11 protein-coding genes are annotated in these 16,730 nt (G+C 67.2%); 4 read left to right on the top strand and 7 right to left on the bottom strand.

Features of this window, described 5'->3' with window-relative positions:
- Window positions 1-7 precede the first annotated feature (7 nt).
- The 3 genes from OOZ63_RS27960 to OOZ63_RS27970 all read right to left on the bottom strand — a co-directional run bounded on the left by OOZ63_RS27960 (window position 8) and on the right by OOZ63_RS27970 (window position 2,698).
- Window positions 8-196 (bottom strand): hypothetical protein, encoded by a 189-nt coding sequence (locus OOZ63_RS27960; protein ID WP_266009037.1) that lies wholly within the window; start codon window positions 194-196, stop codon window positions 8-10.
- A 21-nt stretch (window positions 197-217) separates the two neighbouring features.
- Window positions 218-382 (bottom strand): hypothetical protein, encoded by a 165-nt coding sequence (locus OOZ63_RS27965; RefSeq protein WP_266009038.1) that lies wholly within the window; start codon window positions 380-382, stop codon window positions 218-220.
- Window positions 383-1,039: 657 nt separating this feature from the next.
- Window positions 1,040-2,698 carry an ABC transporter substrate-binding protein gene (locus OOZ63_RS27970; RefSeq protein ID WP_266009040.1) on the bottom strand — a complete coding sequence of 553 codons (1,659 nt, stop codon included), beginning with the start codon at window positions 2,696-2,698 and terminating at the stop codon, window positions 1,040-1,042.
- A gap of 86 nt (window positions 2,699-2,784) precedes the next feature.
- On the opposite strand from OOZ63_RS27970, the gene OOZ63_RS27975 reads away from it, so the two are divergent.
- The 3 genes from OOZ63_RS27975 to OOZ63_RS27985 all read left to right on the top strand — a co-directional run bounded on the left by OOZ63_RS27975 (window position 2,785) and on the right by OOZ63_RS27985 (window position 5,342).
- The gene (locus tag OOZ63_RS27975; protein WP_266009042.1) at window positions 2,785-3,522 is read left to right on the top strand and encodes a GntR family transcriptional regulator; all 738 of its coding nucleotides are present in this window, start codon (window positions 2,785-2,787) and stop codon (window positions 3,520-3,522) included.
- An 82-nt stretch (window positions 3,523-3,604) separates the two neighbouring features.
- Window positions 3,605-4,540, top strand: coding sequence for a tripartite tricarboxylate transporter substrate binding protein (locus tag OOZ63_RS27980; protein ID WP_266009057.1), 936 nt, complete (start codon window positions 3,605-3,607; stop codon window positions 4,538-4,540).
- Window positions 4,533-5,342, top strand: a complete 810-nt coding sequence (locus OOZ63_RS27985) for an amidohydrolase family protein (protein WP_266009044.1) — start codon at window positions 4,533-4,535, stop codon at window positions 5,340-5,342. Before OOZ63_RS27980 ends, OOZ63_RS27985 begins: the two co-directional genes overlap by 8 nt.
- Here OOZ63_RS27985 and pbpC read toward each other — a convergent pair.
- From pbpC to OOZ63_RS28000, 3 genes are all read right to left on the bottom strand, one after another.
- On the bottom strand, window positions 5,333-7,438 hold the full coding sequence (pbpC, locus tag OOZ63_RS27990; protein WP_266009046.1) for a penicillin-binding protein 1C: 2,106 nt from the start codon (window positions 7,436-7,438) through the stop codon (window positions 5,333-5,335). The two genes, OOZ63_RS27985 and pbpC, sit on opposite strands and share 10 nt — an antisense overlap.
- Window positions 7,435-13,311, bottom strand: a complete 5,877-nt coding sequence (locus tag OOZ63_RS27995) for an alpha-2-macroglobulin family protein (protein WP_266009048.1) — start codon at window positions 13,309-13,311, stop codon at window positions 7,435-7,437. Before OOZ63_RS27995 ends, pbpC begins: the two co-directional genes overlap by 4 nt.
- A gap of 61 nt (window positions 13,312-13,372) precedes the next feature.
- Complete coding sequence (locus tag OOZ63_RS28000) at window positions 13,373-14,464, bottom strand: BMP family ABC transporter substrate-binding protein (protein ID WP_266009050.1); 1,092 nt, start codon at window positions 14,462-14,464, stop codon at window positions 13,373-13,375.
- A gap of 146 nt (window positions 14,465-14,610) precedes the next feature.
- Between OOZ63_RS28000 and OOZ63_RS28005 the strand changes: the two genes are divergently transcribed.
- Window positions 14,611-15,564 carry a helix-turn-helix domain-containing protein gene (locus OOZ63_RS28005; protein WP_266009052.1) on the top strand — a complete coding sequence of 318 codons (954 nt, stop codon included), beginning with the start codon at window positions 14,611-14,613 and terminating at the stop codon, window positions 15,562-15,564.
- On the opposite strand, the gene OOZ63_RS28010 is transcribed toward OOZ63_RS28005, so the two are convergent.
- Window positions 15,497-16,546, bottom strand: coding sequence for an adenosine deaminase (locus OOZ63_RS28010; protein ID WP_266009054.1), 1,050 nt, complete (start codon window positions 16,544-16,546; stop codon window positions 15,497-15,499). The two genes, OOZ63_RS28005 and OOZ63_RS28010, sit on opposite strands and share 68 nt — an antisense overlap.
- Between the last annotated feature and the right edge of the window lie 184 nt (window positions 16,547-16,730).

Consider the following 16,730-nt stretch of genomic DNA (forward strand, 5'->3'; position numbering starts at 1 on the left):
ATGTCGTTCACCCTCCATCGGGCTTGCGGGCCGGTTGGCGCCATGACGCCGGCACTGCCGCAATCTGGGGAGCGGCAGAGGCCAGATGCTGACCCAGCTCGGCGGTCAACCCTGCCACCAGGACATCGAGGCCCGCCAACTCAGGGGACGAGGACTCGTCCAGTGCGCGCCCCAGGGCCTTCAGACCACTGTTCAAGGCCGCCAGCTTGGCGTTGGATCACGCCAGCGACGACACTAGCGCCTTGGGGCTGGCATCCAGAGGTTCTTCCTCTGACTGCGCATCCAGGAGCTGCGCGACGTACATCCACTGCGATAACTCGGCCGCACGCGCAGCGCGGGCCAGCTTGACGGCCCGCGCTGCGGGCATGCGCTGGGTCACCATGGCGAACGGTGCCTCTTTGTGAAGCGGAACTGACGCGACCCGCGCCATGTCCATCGCACCGACAGGTGAAACGCCAACAGCCTGCGCGTCTAGCCACTCGCCAAGGACGGACCTGGTCAGCGCAGGCGCACTCATGCGGCGCGAGCGCGCGATGGCGGTCAGCGCGGGGCCATACCGACGGAAGTCAATGGTCAACCGTTCGCGACGGCTGCTGCCGCTGCATGGCGCATGGGCTCACGGCTGGCGGACGAAAGTGGCGTTTCCCATGACACACGTTTCCGTTGGGTTCGGGGCTCGGCGGGCGCTCATTTTTGCTAAGAATCGGCACCAGGCGCGACCCAGCAAGATGCATCACGTCTTAATGAGTCCGCCAACAACGAACCCAGGAATCACCAGATCAAGGAACGACAAAAGCCCGCACCAAGGTAGCACCTCAATCATGGGGGAACAAACCGAGGAACGCTCTAAGCCGGCAGCTGAAAAGCTGCTATCAATGCAACTACGTACGCCGCACTTTCGGTTCCCGCCGGAACCAAGACAGCGTTTCCGAGCGTTGCGCAAGCGATCAAGCCTCTATGACAATCAATCACTTCGAGGCTGTTTTCATCCCAACACGAATCACAGGGTCGCTTAAACCTGCGAACAAGGGAAACTGCGTCACTCGACTTTTACCCAGCGCAGCTCCAGCACGCTATTGGGCCACTGCACCACCTGCACCTGGGGCCGCATCACCCAGCTGTGCTTGATGCGGTAGAGCGGTAGCAGGGGCAAATCGGCGCGCATCAGGTTCAGCGCCTCGCCGACCCGCTGGCGACGCAACGCCAGATCGGGCTCGGTGGCAATCGCGTCGATCAAGTTGTCCAGCCGGCTGTTGCTGTAGCGGCCGGCGTTGAAAGCGCCGGCCGCCGGCCCGTGGCTGCGCACCAGCGAATTCAACACATTCCAGGCGTCTCCGCCCGGGGTCCAACCATACTCTAGAAGGCTGCCGGTGGCCTGGCTCAGCTTGGGGAAGAACAGGCTGCTGGGCGAGGCGATCAGGCTGGCCTTGATGCCTACCTTCTCCAGCATCGCGGTGATGGCCTGGCAGACCGCCTGACGGTAGGAGACGTTGACACAGTCCATGCTGGTCGAAAACCCCTGCGGGTAGCCGGCCTCCTTCAGCAGCGCACGGGCTGCCGCCGGGTCGGCTGCAGGGCGCCGTTCTAGCGCCGGCAGATAGCCATCGACCAGGCTGGCGACCGGGCTGCCAGTGGACACCGCTTGGCCGCGCAAGACCTGACGCGCGATCAGGTCCATATCGATGGCCAGATAAACAGCGCGGCGAACCCGCAGGTCCTTGAAGGGATTGCGCCCCTGGATATTGCTGCCGGCGAGTTCCTCGCGGTGCTGGTCGAAGGCCAGATACTGCGTGCCGATATCGGCGGTCTCCAGCAGCTTCAGCCCCGGGTCCTGGCGCAGCCGGGCCACGTCCTGAAAAGGCGGATCGATGACGAAATCGACCTGGCCCGAGCGCAGCGCGGCAAGCCGCGTCGCATCGGACTGGATCACCTGGTACTGGGCCTCGTCCAGATTACCTGGGTGCGTGGCACGGCCCCACCAGGCCGGGTGGGCGACCAGGGTGGTGCGCACATCGGCCTCGTACTGCTTGAGCATGAAGGGGCCGGTGCCCATTGCCTGGCGGACCGCATGGGTCTCTTGCTTGGCGTTGTAGTCCTGTGGCTTCGTCACCTGGTGCTTCTCGCTCCAGGACTTGCTCATCATCGCGATCAGCCAGAGCTTCTCGGGGAGTATGGCGTCGGGGTCGGAGAGCTGCAGGTCGACGGTCAATGTATCGACCTTGCGCGCGCCGAGCACGCCGCGCAGCTGGGCGGCGCGCTGCGAAGTCGGCTGCAGCGCGCGCGCTATCGAGAACACCACATCGTCGGCGGTGAAGGCGCTGCCGTCGTGGAACTTGACCCCGGGCCGCAGCTTGAAGCGCCAGGTCTTGGCATCGAGCGGGGCCCAGGACAGGGCCAGGGAGGGTTCGAGCCGGAACTGCTGATCGCGGTTGACCAGGCCCTCATAGATCTGCGTCACCACCCGCGAGTGGTACTGCAAGGTCAGCGCATGGGGGTCCATGGTCTGCGGATCGAAGGCGCTGGCATAGCGCAGCACCTTGGGCTGGGCCGTGGCCACGGTCGGCAGCAGGGCCAGGGCGGCCAGGCTGGCGGCGGCCATCCATCGCATCGCATTGCATCGCATCCAGCATCCCCTGTTGTTGTTGATGATGATGATGATGGGTGAGTATGCCCAGCGCGGCTGGGGGCGGGCAATCATCGCTTTCCTGTGGGCCTTGCCTAGCACTTGACGGCGCCGACCGAGACGCGCTACATTGATCTACACCTCTATAGGACTAGATCTAGATGCCAGCCCATATCGCCGCGCCCATCGAGCAGCCGCCCGGCCTGAGCCGCTATGGCGCGCTGGCGGCAGCGCTGCGTAGCCGCATCGTGGCCGGTGAATGGCCGCCCGGCAGCGCGCTGCCGGCCGAGCAGACGCTGGCCGGCCAACATGGCGTCGCGCTGGGCACGATGCGCCAAGCGCTTGCCCTGCTGGTCGAGCAGGGCTTGATCGAACGCATTCACGGCCGTGGAACTTTTGTGCGCGCCGGCCTGAGCGGCGCGCCGATGCTGCGTTTCTTCCGCTTCGGCGACGGCACCGAGACACCGAAGTCCCGCATCGTCTCGCGCCAGACGCTGGCGGCGCCGGCGGGCCTCGCCCATATCTTGGGCCTCCCAAGCGGCGAAGCGGTGCTGCGGCTGCGGCGGGTGCGGCTGCTGGACGGGCTGCCGCGGCTGGCCGAGGAGATCTGGCTGCCTTTGCCGCTGTGCGCGGCGCTGCAGCACAGCGATACCGCCAGCTGGGGCGACCTGCTCTATCCGCATCTGGCAGCGGCCTGCGGCGTCCATGTGCATCGCGCGGTCGACCAGATCAGCTTCGGCCAACTCGGCGCTGCCGATGCGAAAGCCCTGCAGCTGCCCACCGCTCACCCCTGCGCCATCGTTCAGCGCCAGGCCTTCGACATCAGCGGGCGCTGCATCGAATGGCGCAGCTCGCGCGGCGATGCCCACGCCTTTCACTACACCGTCTCCATCTCCTGACCCCGACCGAAAGGCCCCTGCCGTGAACAATTCAAATCCTTCCAAGACCCGCCGCCGGCTGCTCGGTGCTGCCGGCGCGTCCATGCTTGCCCCTTGGGCCATCGGGCCCGCTGCGGCGGCCATCGCCGGCGGCAAGCCGGTCACTCTGGTCGTCAGCTACCCGCCCGGCGGCGGCGCAGATATCATCGCCCGCCTGATCGCGCCGAAGCTGGCGGAGGCGCTGGGCCAGCCCGTCGTGGTCGAGAACAAGCCCGGCGCCAGCGGCACGATTGCCGCCAACCAGGTGGCGCGAGCCACTCCCGATGGCACGAGTTTGCTGGTCGATGCCTCGTCTTTTGCGGTCAACCCGGCGCTATTCCCCAAGCTGCCCTATGACACCGCGACTGCCTTCACTCCGCTGGGTCTGATTGCACAGTTCCCCAATGTGCTGGTCTGCACGCCCAGCTTCGAGGCCAAGAGCGTGGCCGATGTGCTGCGTCTGGCGCGGGCCAAGCCGGGGCACATCGCCTATGCCTCCTCGGGCAATGGCTCGGCCCAGCATCTGGCAGGCGCGCTGTTCGAAGACCTGGCCAAGGTCAAGCTGATCCATGTGCCCTACCGTGGCGGCGGCCCGGCCATGACGGATGTGATGGGCGGCCAGGTGCCGCTGTTCTTTGCCAATGTGGCGTCCTCGCTGGGACATATCCAGTCGGGCAAGCTGCGCGCACTGGCGGTCACCGCAACCGTACGCTCGCGCAGCCTGCCCGAGGTGCCGACGATGGCCGAGGCCGGCGTGAAAGGTCATGAGGTGCTGGAATGGAATCCGGTACTAGCGCCGGCCGGCCTGCCGAGCGATGTGCGCGCGACCTTGGTCGCAGCGCTGCAAAAAGCCAAGTCCGACCCCGAGGTGCTGGGCCGCATCCGCGCGCTGGGCGGCGATGTGTTCGCCGGCAATGATCAGCAGGCTGCAGCCTTTCTGAAACAGCAACAGATCTTGTGGAGTCGCGTGGTCAAAGAGCGTGGCATCACCCGTGAATAAGATCAGGCTTGACGATGGTTGGGACTGTCATGTCCATGTGTTCTCAGCATCGGCTGCCACGCTCGCGGGGCACTACCGCCCCGCCACCCGCGGTCTGGCCGAAATAGAAACCCATGCGGCACCGGCCGGTGTTGGCCACTTGGTGCTGGTGCAGCCCAGCGTCTATGGTTGCGACAACGCGGTGATGCTGCAGGCGTTGCAGGCCGCGCCCGGGAGGCATCGCGGCATTGCCGTCGTCGCGCCCGAGGTCGACGATGCCGAGCTGGACCTGCTGCACGCCGCCGGCGTGCGCGGCATTCGCTTCAACCGGGTCTCCCCGGTGGGTCGCAGCGCCGATCCCGCCGAGGCCTTGCTGAGTCTGACACCCAGGCTGCGCGAACGCGGCTGGCACGTGCAGTGGTATGTGGACCGCGCCGAGCTGGCGCAACTGGCCCGGCTGCAGGCTCAGACCGGCCTGATCTTCGTGCTCGACCATCTGGCCGGACTGATGGCCGACACGCCCGACACAGATCCGGCCTGGCACGCGCTGGAAGCTCTGGCACGGGGTGGCGCCTGGATCAAGCTCTCGGGCTGGTACCGGCTCAATGCACGGCCACCCTATGCCTTGATGCAGCCGCTGATCGCGCGGGTGGCCACGCTCTTCAAGACCCGCATGGTCTGGGGGTCGGACTGGCCGCACACCAGCCTGGATCCGACCGACCCGCTGCCCTATGACGCGACCTGGGCTCCGGTGCTGCAGGCGCTGGGTAGCGAGCGCGCCGAGGCCGTTCGCAGCGACTATGCGCAGACGCTCTACCGCTGAGCGCCGGTGCTGGCGGTCTTCAGCGTCGCGCCGCGCACCTCGAACTTGATCGAGTGCAAGACCTGCCCCCGCGAGCCCAGCAGCTTGAGCTCATGCCTTCCCGGCCAAGGCGCCCAGCTGTGGCGGGCGCCGCGACCCAGGCGCTTGCCGTCCAGCATCCAGACACCGGGCTCGCCCTCGAAGCGGATCTTCTGCGCGGCCGGCGGGATGTCGGGGTCCAGCGCGTAGATCGCGCCATCGCGCGGATTGGCGATGCCGGCCATTTGCTGGGCCCCTTGCTGGGCGCTGGCGCGCATGCGGACTTGCTCGGTGCCGCGCACGAACCACTCCGGACGCACCGGCTCGCCGCCGGGCTCGAACGCCACGCTCTGGCGCAGCAGGCCCGCCGGCGCGGCCGGTGCCTTCGATGGCAGCTCGCGGTGCAGATAGGCCATCAGCGCCTGCCAAACGGGCGCGGCCCCGCTGATGCCGCTGACCCCATGCATCGGCTCGCCGCCGGCATTGCCGACCCAGACGCCCACCGTGTAGCGCTCGCTGAAGCCGACGCACCAGTTGTCGCGCAGATCCTTGCTGGTACCGGTCTTGACGGCCGCAAAACCCCGCGTGGCCAGCTCGCTATCCAGGCCGAAAGTCAGCGCGCGCGCGCTGTTGTCGGCCAGCATGTCACTGACGATGAAGGCGCTGGCCGCGTCCGCGACGCGGCGCTGCGGGCGGCCGGGCACCGGGCCCCAGCGCCCGCCATTGGCCAGCGCACGGTAGGCATTGGTCAGGGCCAGCAAGCTCACGTCCGGGCTGCCCAGGGCCAGCGAATCGCCGTAGTAGCCGCCGCTCTCGGGAAGGGCCAGGCCCCAGCTGTTGAGGCGCTCGAACAAAGCGTCGGCGCCCAGCATCGCGCCCAGGCGCACAGCCGGCACGTTCAGGCTGTTGCCCAAGGCGGCGCGGGCGCTGACCCAGCCGCGAAAACTGCGGTCGTAGTTCTGCGGCAGATAAAGTCCGTGGCCGGTGCTGAGCTGGGCCGGCGAATCGTCCAGCAGGCTGGCGGCAGTGATCAAGCGCTTTTCCAGCGCCAGTTGGTAGACAAAGGGCTTCAGGGTCGAGCCGGGCTGGCGCCGTGCCAGTACGAAGTCAAGTTCGGGCGCCGTTGACAGGCTGCCACCGCTGGAGCCGACCCAGGCCAGCACCGCGCCGCTGGCGTTATCCAACACCAGGACCGCACCGTCTTCAACATTGCGCCCGCTGAGCTCTGCGAGTTGGCGCTTCAGGGTCGCGACGGCAAGGCGCTGCAAGCGGCCATCCAGGCTGCTTGGCTGCGCCGCCGGGCCGTCGGCGCGCAAGAACTGGCGCGCGTAGTGCGGCGCCAGTTGCTCGCCCAGAGGCATGCCGGCGCGGCGTTGCAGCGCGGCCGTCAGCTGCCCCTCGACACCGGCGCAACTCAGGCCCTGCTCCTTGAGCACCGCGCAGGCGCGCTGGGCCACGACGGCTGGCTTGGCGTTCGGCGCGCGCAACAGCGACGCAGCGATCGCGCCCTCCTGCGCGTCGAGCCCGCCGGGCCGTTTGCCGAACAGGGTTTGCGACAGCGCCGCGATGCCGACCAGCTCGCCGCGAAACGGTGCGCTGTTCAGATAGGCCTCGAGAATCTGCGCCTTGCTCCAGCGCGCTTCCAGGCGCTTGGCACTGAAGGCCTGGCCCAATTTCTGAGTCGCACTGCGGCCCGTCGCCGGGCGCGCCAGGTCCGCATCCATCAGGCCGGCCAATTGCATCGTCAAGGTCGAGGCGCCACGCGTGCGCTCGTTCCACAGATTACCCCAGGCGCTGGCCGCCACGGCACTCCAGTCCACGCCGCTGTGCTCATAAAAGCGCCGATCCTCGCTGAGCAGCAGGGCCTGCAACAGCGCCGGCGACATCTGCGCCAGCGGCACCCAGGGCAGCGCGCGCCGGTTCTTGTCCAGGCGCAAGCTCTGCAGCGGCTCGCCGTGGCGATCCAGCAGCACAGGGTCCGAGACCTTGTGCGCGCTGCGGAACTCGGCAAAGCCGGGCAAGGCATGGGCCGCAGAGCCGCAGGCCAGCAAGACAGCGAGCAGCCAGCTCGGTTTCAAGGCCCGACCTCCAGCGCGGCATTGGGAAGCTCGCCAAAGCTGTCGGGCGCGTACATGGCCTCGACCCGGGTCGGCGGCATCTGGAAGCGGCCCGCATTATTGAGCCTGACCGTGTACTCAATCACATGCTTGCCGCGCGGCAGAAACTCGTAATAGCCGCGCCAAGCCTCGAAGCCTCGCTCCTCATAGGCGGTCCAGGCCGTCCCTTCGCGACGCTCACCCTGAACCGCGATACCGGACTGTCCGCCCAGGCCCGAGCCGAGAATCGTCGCGCCGCCGGGCACCGGGTCGGACAGCACCACCCAGCTCATATCGGCCTGGGCGTCCAGCTCCATGCGCACCCGCACAACATCGCCCCGGCTCCACTGGCCCTTGGTCTTCTGCTCAATGGGCTGCAGCGAGCGGGTGACGCGGTAGCCCGAGTTCAGCGCCGCCTTCAACGGAATGGCGGCCAGGCTTTGCACAGTCATCCAGGGCTTGCCGCTGCCCTGCTGCTCGACGTTGAGCGTGGCGGCCGGCTCCGCAGGCCAGGGCAGCAGCAGCGCCCCGCCCTCGGCCCGCGCCGCCCAGTCCAGGCTCAGGCTCGTGCCGCCCAGGCTGGCCACGGTCTTGCCAGTGGGTTTGCCGGCCTCAAAGCGTGCGGCAAATTTCTCCAGCGCCAGCACACCCCAGAGATTGGCCGTGGTCGTGGACCAGGCACCGCGTTGCTGGCGACCCAGCGCGCCCTGCAGCAGGCGCGGCAGCTCCTCCTTCCAGCTCGGCTCATTGAGCACGGCCAGAATCAGCCGCGCCGCATTGCCGTCCGCGCTGTCCATCAGCCACCAGGCATCGCTGACCTCGTTGCTGAACTTCAGCGTGCTGCCGGCATAGCTGAGGCGCCCGCGCAGCTGGGCCTGGGCCTCGGCCAGGCGCTTGTCGCGCTCGGGTGCGGCGCTGATGCGCTGGTGGATCAGCAGCCAGTCGATCAGCGCGGCAGTCGGCCAGCTCGACACATTGCGCGCATCCACCGTGGACAGCATGCGCGCATGAGCCCGGCCATAGCGCGACAAGGCCTCCAGCGCGGCCAGGCGACGCAGCTCCAAATCCGGCGTGGGCGACCAGGTCTGGCGCGCAATACGGCCCTCGACGAAGGCCGTCAGCCCGTCCAGCATGGCCGTGCGCGCCTGCTCGGGCAAGATCTGACCCGCCTCATGGCTGGCCGACAGCAGATAAGCCGTCAGCCTGTCGCTGCCGCGCGGTGCCGCGTCGGCACTGGGCGGGAAGTAGCTGGCCAGGCCTTCGGCGTCAAGATAGGTCGGCAGCCGCGCCATCAAGGCCTGCCACTGCTTGTCGTCCTGCAGGCCCAGGGCCTTGGAGCCGAGCTGCTCCAAGCAGGTGTAAGGATAGCTCTCGAAGAAGCGGCGCAGGCCCGGCAGGGCGCCGGTCAGGCGTGGCTGCAGCGCGATATTGAGACCGCCCTGCTTGATGCCCGTCGCCGGCAAAGCATCGGCCGGCGCGGCCACCGGCAGGCTCAAGCGCCCCTCAAGCTGCGCCAGGCTGGCCTGCAAGACGCGCACCGGCACGGCCGGCACCACCGCCTGGGTGAACTTCATGCGGTCGCGGGCCGCCCCGCTGGCGCCGCCCTGCTCCACCACCTCTGCCTCCCAGCCCAGGCTGAACGCACCGGCCGGGACGGTGACCGGCCACTGCAGCTCGCGCGCGGCGCCAGCCGCAAGAGTCAGGTCTTGCGGCGGCAGGGCCAGCGGCGTGCGCGTGATGGCCTGCGCTGCGCTGTTCACGGTGCCGGCCAAGCTGGTACGCAGCTTCATCTCCCGACCGGTGGTGTTGCGCACCGTCAGCATGGCCTGAAACTGGTCGCCCTCGCGCACCAGCGGCGGCAGGCCGGACAAGAGCTGCAGGTCCTGCGTGACCCGCACTGTGGCCGCGCCGCTGCCGAATTTCTGCGCGCCAGCGTCGGCAACAGCCACCAGTCGGAAGCTGCTCAGCGAATCGTTCAGCGGCACCTCGATCAGGGCTTCGCCCTTGGCATCGAGCTGGACGCTGGGTTTCCAAAGCAGCAAGGTGTCGAACAGCTCGCGCGTGCCACCGCGCCCGCCGCCGCCACCAGCCGCGACGGCCTTGCGGCCATAGTGGCGTCGGCCGATGATTTCGCTCTGAGCGCTTGCGGTCTGCACGCCCCAGCTGCGCTGCTGCAGCATCGCGGTGAGCAGATCCCAGCTGCTATTGGGGCGCAACGCCAGCAAGCCTTCGTCGACAGCGGCAAAGGCCAGCTCGGCGCCGGCCAGCGGCTTGCCGTCTTGGCTGACCTTGATGCGCGCCTGCACAGTCTGGCGCACGCCGTACTGCGGCTTGTCGGTCGTCACCGCGACCTGCAGTTGGTGCTCGGCCAGCCCCACCTGCAGACTGGCGACGCCGAGTTTGAAGGCCGGCTTGGACAGGTCGACCATGGCCGTGGGCGCCTGATAGTCGCGGCTGGCACGCCAGTCGCGCCACCAGTCGCGCGGCGCCTTCCATCCCCAGCTAAAGAAGGAGTACCAAGGCACATCGCGGATGCGGCCTCGCAGCGCCAGCACCGAGACATAGACGTTGGGCGCCCAGGCCTTGCTGATTTTGATCTCGACGGTCGGATCGTCGCCGCGCAGCTGCACGATCTGGGTGTCGAGAATGCCCTCGCGCTCGATCGCCACCAGGGCCGTGGCCTCGCGAAAGGGCATGCGCACCTGCAGGCGCGCGGTCTCGCCGGGAGCGTAGGCCCGCTTCTCGGGCAGCACATCGATGCGGTCGTCATTGTCCTGCGCAAACCAGAGCTCGCCCTGGCCGGTGATCCAAACGCCGGTGGCGGCCTGGGCCGAGCGACCGTCACCGTCCTTGGCGGACGCGATCAAATCGATCTGGCCGGCCGTATCCAGTGCGGCCTCGCACTGCAGCAGGCCCTTGGCATCGCTCGTGCCGCCGCAGACCTCGCCCAGGTCCTTGAGCTCGTTGCGGTTGTCGTAGGCATAGAAGCCGCCGACCATGCGCTTGCGGCTGCTGATAGTCTGCGTCAGGCGTGCGCGCACCGCGATCTTCTGGCCGGCGAGTGGCTTGCCGGCTGTGTCGAGCGCGACCACCTTGAAGCTCACCTTGCCGCGGTTGCTGGCCCAAGAGCTCGCTTTCAGGCCCAGCACCAGCTTGGAGGGCCACAGCGGCAGCAACTGGGCTGCGGTCTGCAGCTCGCCGTTGGGGTCGTTGAAGCTTACCTCGGTCAGCAGCTCGCTGGGCTGCTCCAGCTTGGGCAAGGCCTTCAGTACGATGCTGGCCGCCCCCTGGCGGTCGGTTGTGAAGGCCAACTTGTCAGCCACCAGCTTGGCATCGCGCTGAGCCGAGGGTTCTTCTGCGTCCTCGTCAGCGCCGGGCTGCGAAGGGTCGCCGGGCGGCTGGAAGTTGAAGTCCTCATAGCCCGGGAAGGCGACGCCGCGCGGCTTCAGCAGTGCGCTCACTCGCAGCGGCGTAGCGGCCATGCCGCCGCCCGAGAGATAGTTCAGCTGTGCGCCGATCTGCAACTCCGCAGGCGCCACAAGAACACCTTTGGGTGCGGACAGGCGCGCCTCGACCAGGGGCACGCGGAACTCCTCGACCCGGAAGTCCCCGGCCGGCCAGCTGCGCCGCTGGCTGCTGTCCGCGCCCTCTCGCTCCAGCTCCAGCCGGTACACGCCCAGCTTGGCGGCGGGCGGGATGTTCCAGCTGGAGGCCGCGCTGCGGCTGCCTTCCCATTGCAGCGGCTGGACGAACTCCTGGCCGCTGCCTTCGTGCGTGATCTTCAGGCGGGTGGGTAGTTGCTCGGGCCTGGCCAGACTCAGACCCAGGCCGGTCTCGATGCGGAAGAAGTGCTTCATCGACACGGTTTCGCCGGCGCGCAGCAGGCTGCGGTCCAGCACTGTGTGGGCGCGGGCGTCGGCCGCAGCACCGCGTGCCGTCGGCACATTGAAGCGCCAGGACTCGATGCCACGGTTCCAGTTGCTAAACACAAAAGCCATGTCCTCGGCCTTGCGGGCCGTGACGAAAAAGCCGTATTCACCCTCGCATCGCTGCCCGCGCGGCATCTCCAGCGCCTGCGGCACGGTGGCCAAGCCTTGCGCATCGGTCTTACCCACCCACAGGCGCTGGCCACGGCAGTCGTTCACGGCCACCTCGGCGCCGGCGACGGGACGGCCGCGGTCCAGGCTGGTGACCCAGACCAGGCTGTTCTCGCGGCCCCACTTGAAATGCACGCCCAGATTGGTCACCAGCACGCCGGTGCGCACATACATGGGCGCGGCCTTGTCCAGCAAGGCCCGGCCCAGACGCGGCGAGCTCAGCTCCACCAGGTGGTAGCCGGCCGTGCTGATCGGCAGCGCGATCACCTCGAACGGGCGCGCGCCCTTGCCCTGTGCCAGCACCGGCAGATCCAGACGCTGGGCGCTGGCGTCCTGTTCCAGCATCGCGACCTCGCGGGTGGCGACATAGCGATCGACCTTGCGGCTGATGGTCTGGCCCCGGCTATTGGTCTCGCTGTGCGTCTCGGTCCATTGCGAGGACGGCAGGCCCAGCTCGCGCGCCGGCAACTGGGACTCATGCCATCGCTTGACACGCAAGTAGGCTGCCAACACTTCGGCGTCGGTGTTCAGGCGCTTGATGCGGACCTGGCCGGCCGTGCTGCCAAGCGCTGGTCCAGATGCCTGCCCGGGGGCCAGGTCTTGCTGCACATGGCGCATCGTGATCGGCAGCAGGGCAGGCCCCTCGGCCTCGCGTTCGATCACACCAAAGGGCGCGGCCGCGAACTTGGCGATCGGCGGCGCGCCGCCAGTGGCGACCTTGAGCGGAAAGCTGGCCGCATTGCTGAGGCCGCGGCCGCTGGCGTCCTTCAGGCCAGCGGGCAACTCAAGCGTAAAGCTGGCGTTCTCGGCCAAGGGGGTCGGGAAACGGATCTCGCTGGTCTCGGGCGATTTGTCGTCCTTGTCGGACTGCGGCGCGATGGCCGCGCCGCTGGCGGGCTTGAGCCTAGCCTGCATCGCCAGCGCGCGCGGCACCGGCTCGGAAAAGCGCAGCGACAGCGGCCGTATCGGCAGGCAAGGCGCACCGGCACGCTCACGCTCGCAGCTGAACTCTGCAGTCAGCGGCTCGCGCACCCGGTAGTCCAAACGCTGCTCGGCACGGGTCAGCAGTTGCGGGTTCAGCGCCGAGGCAATACCTGGCCCCCAGACCAGTTGCACCTTGGCGCCGGGCGGCAGCGGTCGCTGGCAGGCCAGCAGCAACCAGCGGTCCGCTGCCTTGGACGCAATGCGCCGGGCCTTGAGCACGGCCTCGCGCGGCGCACCGGCAACAACCCTGACCGGCAGACGCTCGCCGATGCCCTCAGCCTCACACCAGGCCTGGCGATTCACACTGGCCTCGGTGACCGGGCCGGTCAACTGAAGCAGGAAGTTCTGCTCCTCCTCGATCTGGCTGCCGGCCCAGGGCTCGGTCTGCACGATGCTAGGCGCGCCCGTGTTGAAGCCGAATTCGCGCGGGCCGCTGAGCTCACCGCTGAGCGGCTTGAACTCGGCGCGCAGCTCGATCTTGCAGCGCGCGCCTGCCGGCAGCGGCTCGTTCAGGTCGAACAACCATTCGCTGGCGCTGGACCAGCGGCCGCTGCCGGACAAGGCTGGCAAGCCCTCGCAGACCAGCCGTGCCGGGTCGGGCAAACGCGGATCGCCCTGCTGGACCACGGCCTGCGAGAACTTCAGCCGCAGCTGGCGGGCCTGTGCCACCTCCCCCTGCGGACTGACCGCCGTGACGCTGGCGGCCCCGGCCGCCAGCGACGCGAACACCGACAGACTTAGCGCCAGCCACGGTTTCAACACAGTACTTTTCATCTGCCCTCCCAGGCCATGCCATTGCACGGAAGTCTAGGACAGGCGATGTTGCCCAGGCGTGCTATTTGGTGAGCTTGCCCTGCACGCCGTCGACAAACCAGTTCATCGTCGCGATGGCCGGGTCGCTCATCGCCCCGCTGGCCTGACGGATCTGTCCTTCGTTATCGACCAGCCTGCCCGAGAATGGCTGGAAACGGCCGAGCACGATATCGTGGCGGCGCTGCTCCAGCAGCGCCCGCGTGCTCTTGCCGACCGAGGGATGGACGGCACTGAGTTGCACCATGCCGTCCTTGAGCCCACCCCAGACCGGTTGCGGCTGCCAGCGGCCGACGCTGGCCGCCTGGGTGACCCGCGTGTAGTAGCCGCCCCAGTGATGGGTGACCGCCGCCAGCTGCGCGGTCGGAGCAAAGCGTCGCATATCGCTGGTGTAGGCGATCAGCTTGACACCCTTTTCTTCGGCAGCCTGTGGCACGGCGGGCGAGCCGCTGTGGTTGGTCAGCACGTCGGCGCCCTGGTTGATCAGAGTCAGCGCGGCCTCGCGTTCACGCGGGGGGTCATACCAGGCGTTCAGCCAGATGACCTTGACCTGTGCTTTGGGGTTGACAGCCCGCATGCCCAAGGTGAAGGCGTTGATGCCCTGCACAACCTCGGGCAAGGCAAACCCGGCCACATAGCCCGCCACACCGCTGCGGCTGCTCTTGCCCGCCAACAGGCCGGCCAGGTAGCGCCCCTCATAGAAACGGGCGTTGTAGGTGTTGAGATTGGGGGCCGTCTTGTAGCCGCCCGCATGCTCGATCTTCAGCGACGGAAAGTCCGCCGCCACGCGCAGCGCCGGCTCCAGATAGCCAAAGCTGGTCGCAAAAATCAATGTATGGCCCTGGGCGGCCAGATCGCGCATCACGCGCTCGGCGTCGGCCCCCTCGGCCACACCCTCTACGGCCGTGGTCTTGATCCCCAGGTCCTTCTCGAGCGCACGGCGCCCCAGCTCATGCTGGTAGGTCCAGCCGGCATCTCCAATAGGGCTGACGTAGACAAAACCTACTTTAGGCACATCGCCCGCCGCGCTGGGCACAGCCAGCAACGACACTGACGCGAACGAGAGACAGGGCAAGGCCGTGGCTAGCCTGCGTATTTTAGAAGTGACGCTCTTCATGATGACTCCGAGGGTGAATGGCCAGGGCGGCGCCCGGCCAGCCACTATTGTCGTCGCAGAGATGGCGCAGCCTGGGGCGCGAGACCGCATACTTGCGCCCCATAGCATCAGCAGCAACAGCCTGCGCAGCACAGGATTCGTTCGACGTGGAATCACCCCTGCCCACCTACACCCGTCACGGCGAGCAAGGCCTGACCCTTGAAGTGGATTGGCTGCATTGCGAGTCGATCGCCGAGCGCAGCCGACTGCATGACTGGGAGATCCGGCCGCATCGGCACCAATCACTGTTCCAGCTGTTCTGGATCGAGCAAGGCGGCTGTGAGCTGAGTCTGGACGGTGTGGAGCGCAGCACCCAGGGGCCCTGCGTCTTCATCCTGCCGCCCCATGCCGTGCACGGCTTTCGTTTCGAGCCAACTGTGCAGGGCCTCGTGATCACGGTGCTGGACCAACACATCAACAAACTGCTCAGCGCGGAACCGCGCTTGGAGGAGCTGCTGCGCAGGGCCGATGTCCTGAACCTGACTGCCGCATCGGCTGCATCGCTGACCGGTGCAGCCGCGCACCTGCGCGAGGAGTTTCTGAGCACGGCTGACTGGCGTTCGCTGGGCATCGACACGGCCTTGATGCAGTTGCTGCTTCACTGCGGACGCCTGCTGGCGCAGCAAGAACTGCCCAATTCGCACCGACCGGCCGGGCGGGCGCTTGAGCATGTGCAGCGCTTTCGCGCCCTGATCGAACAGCAGTTCCGGCAGCAGCCCGCGCTCGGCGCCTGCGCGGCCGGGCTGGGCATCAGCGCCACGCAGCTCAACAGGGTATGCCAGCAGGTGCTGGATTGTTCGGCATCGAGCCTGATGCAGGGCCGAGTGCTGCTGGAGGCGCAGCGCGAGCTCGCCTACACCAGCATGAGTGTCAAGCAAATCGCGCACGGCCTCGGCTTTGCCGACGCAGCCTACTTCACCCGCTTCTATCAGCGCCAGACAGGCCTATCGCCTACCGAGTGGCGGCAGCGGGCCACGCACAGACCGGCGCAAGTCAAGACGCCAAACCGAAAGCACGATCGAGCTCGCCCATCCAGCGCTGCCGAGTCTGCCCGTCGATGAAGCTCGCTTCAAAACTATTGCGCAGCAGCTGATAAGCCTGCGGGACACCCAGCTGCGGCAGCGCCTCGAAGGTCTGCAGCAGATTGTCATTCAGGTACCCGCCGAAATAGGCCGGATCATCGGAATTGATGGTCACGCACAAGCCTGCGTCGAGCAAGGCCGGCAGATTGTGATCGGCCAGGCGGTCGAACACCCGCAGCTTCACATTGGACAGCGGGCAGACCGTGAGCGGCACGCGCTCCCGCGCCAGATAGCTCAACAGATCGGCATCCTCGGTCGAACGAACGCCATGATCCAGGCGCTGCGCACCCAGATCTCGCAGGGCGCTCCAGATGTAGGCCGGCGGCCCTTCCTCACCGGCGTGAGCCACGCGATGCAGGCCCAGTGCGGCAGCCTGCTCAAACACGCGGGCGAATTTGTCCGGCGGGTTGTGCAGCTCGCTGCTGTCCAGACCGACGCCACTGATCATCTCACGGTAAGGTAGCGCCTCACGCAAGGTCGCGAGCGCGTCCGCCTCGCTGAGGTGGCGAAGGAAGCACAGAATCCATTGCACACTGATACCAAGCTCCAGGCCCGCCTTCACGCCGGCCCGATGCAGCCCTTGCATCACATCCTGCATGCTGACGCCACGAGAAGTATGGGTCTGCGGATCGAAGAACAACTCGGCGTGAACGATGTTGTCCGCTGCGGCACGTTCGAAGTAAGCCCATGCCATGTCGAAGAAGTCGGCCTGCGTCAGCAGCACCGCGGCGCCGGCGTAATAGATATCTAGAAAGCTCTGAAGATCCTCGAACCGGTAGGCCGCCCGCAGGGCCTCGACACTGCCGTGGCGCAATGCGATGCCGTTGCGCTGCGCCAGCTTGAACATCAGATCGGGCTCCAGCGAGCCCTCGATATGCATATGCAGCTCGGCCTTGGGTGCACGCCGCAGCACATCGAACAATTCCGCGCGTGAGAAGGTCGGGAAATTCAATGCGCTCATGACTCGCACCTCTCAGACTTGGTTGACGTCGACTGCACGAATATAGCGCGCTCGTGCGCCGCAAAGCAAAAACCCCCGCCTCTGTGGGAGACGGGGGTTTTTGGGGATATTAGCCTGACGATGACCTACTTTCACACGGGAATCCGCACTATCATCGGCGCTGAGTCATTTCACTGTCCTGTTC

The sequence above is a fragment of the Paucibacter sp. PLA-PC-4 genome (assembly GCF_026241155.1).
Taxonomy (GTDB): Bacteria; Pseudomonadota; Gammaproteobacteria; order Burkholderiales; family Burkholderiaceae_C; genus Roseateles_E.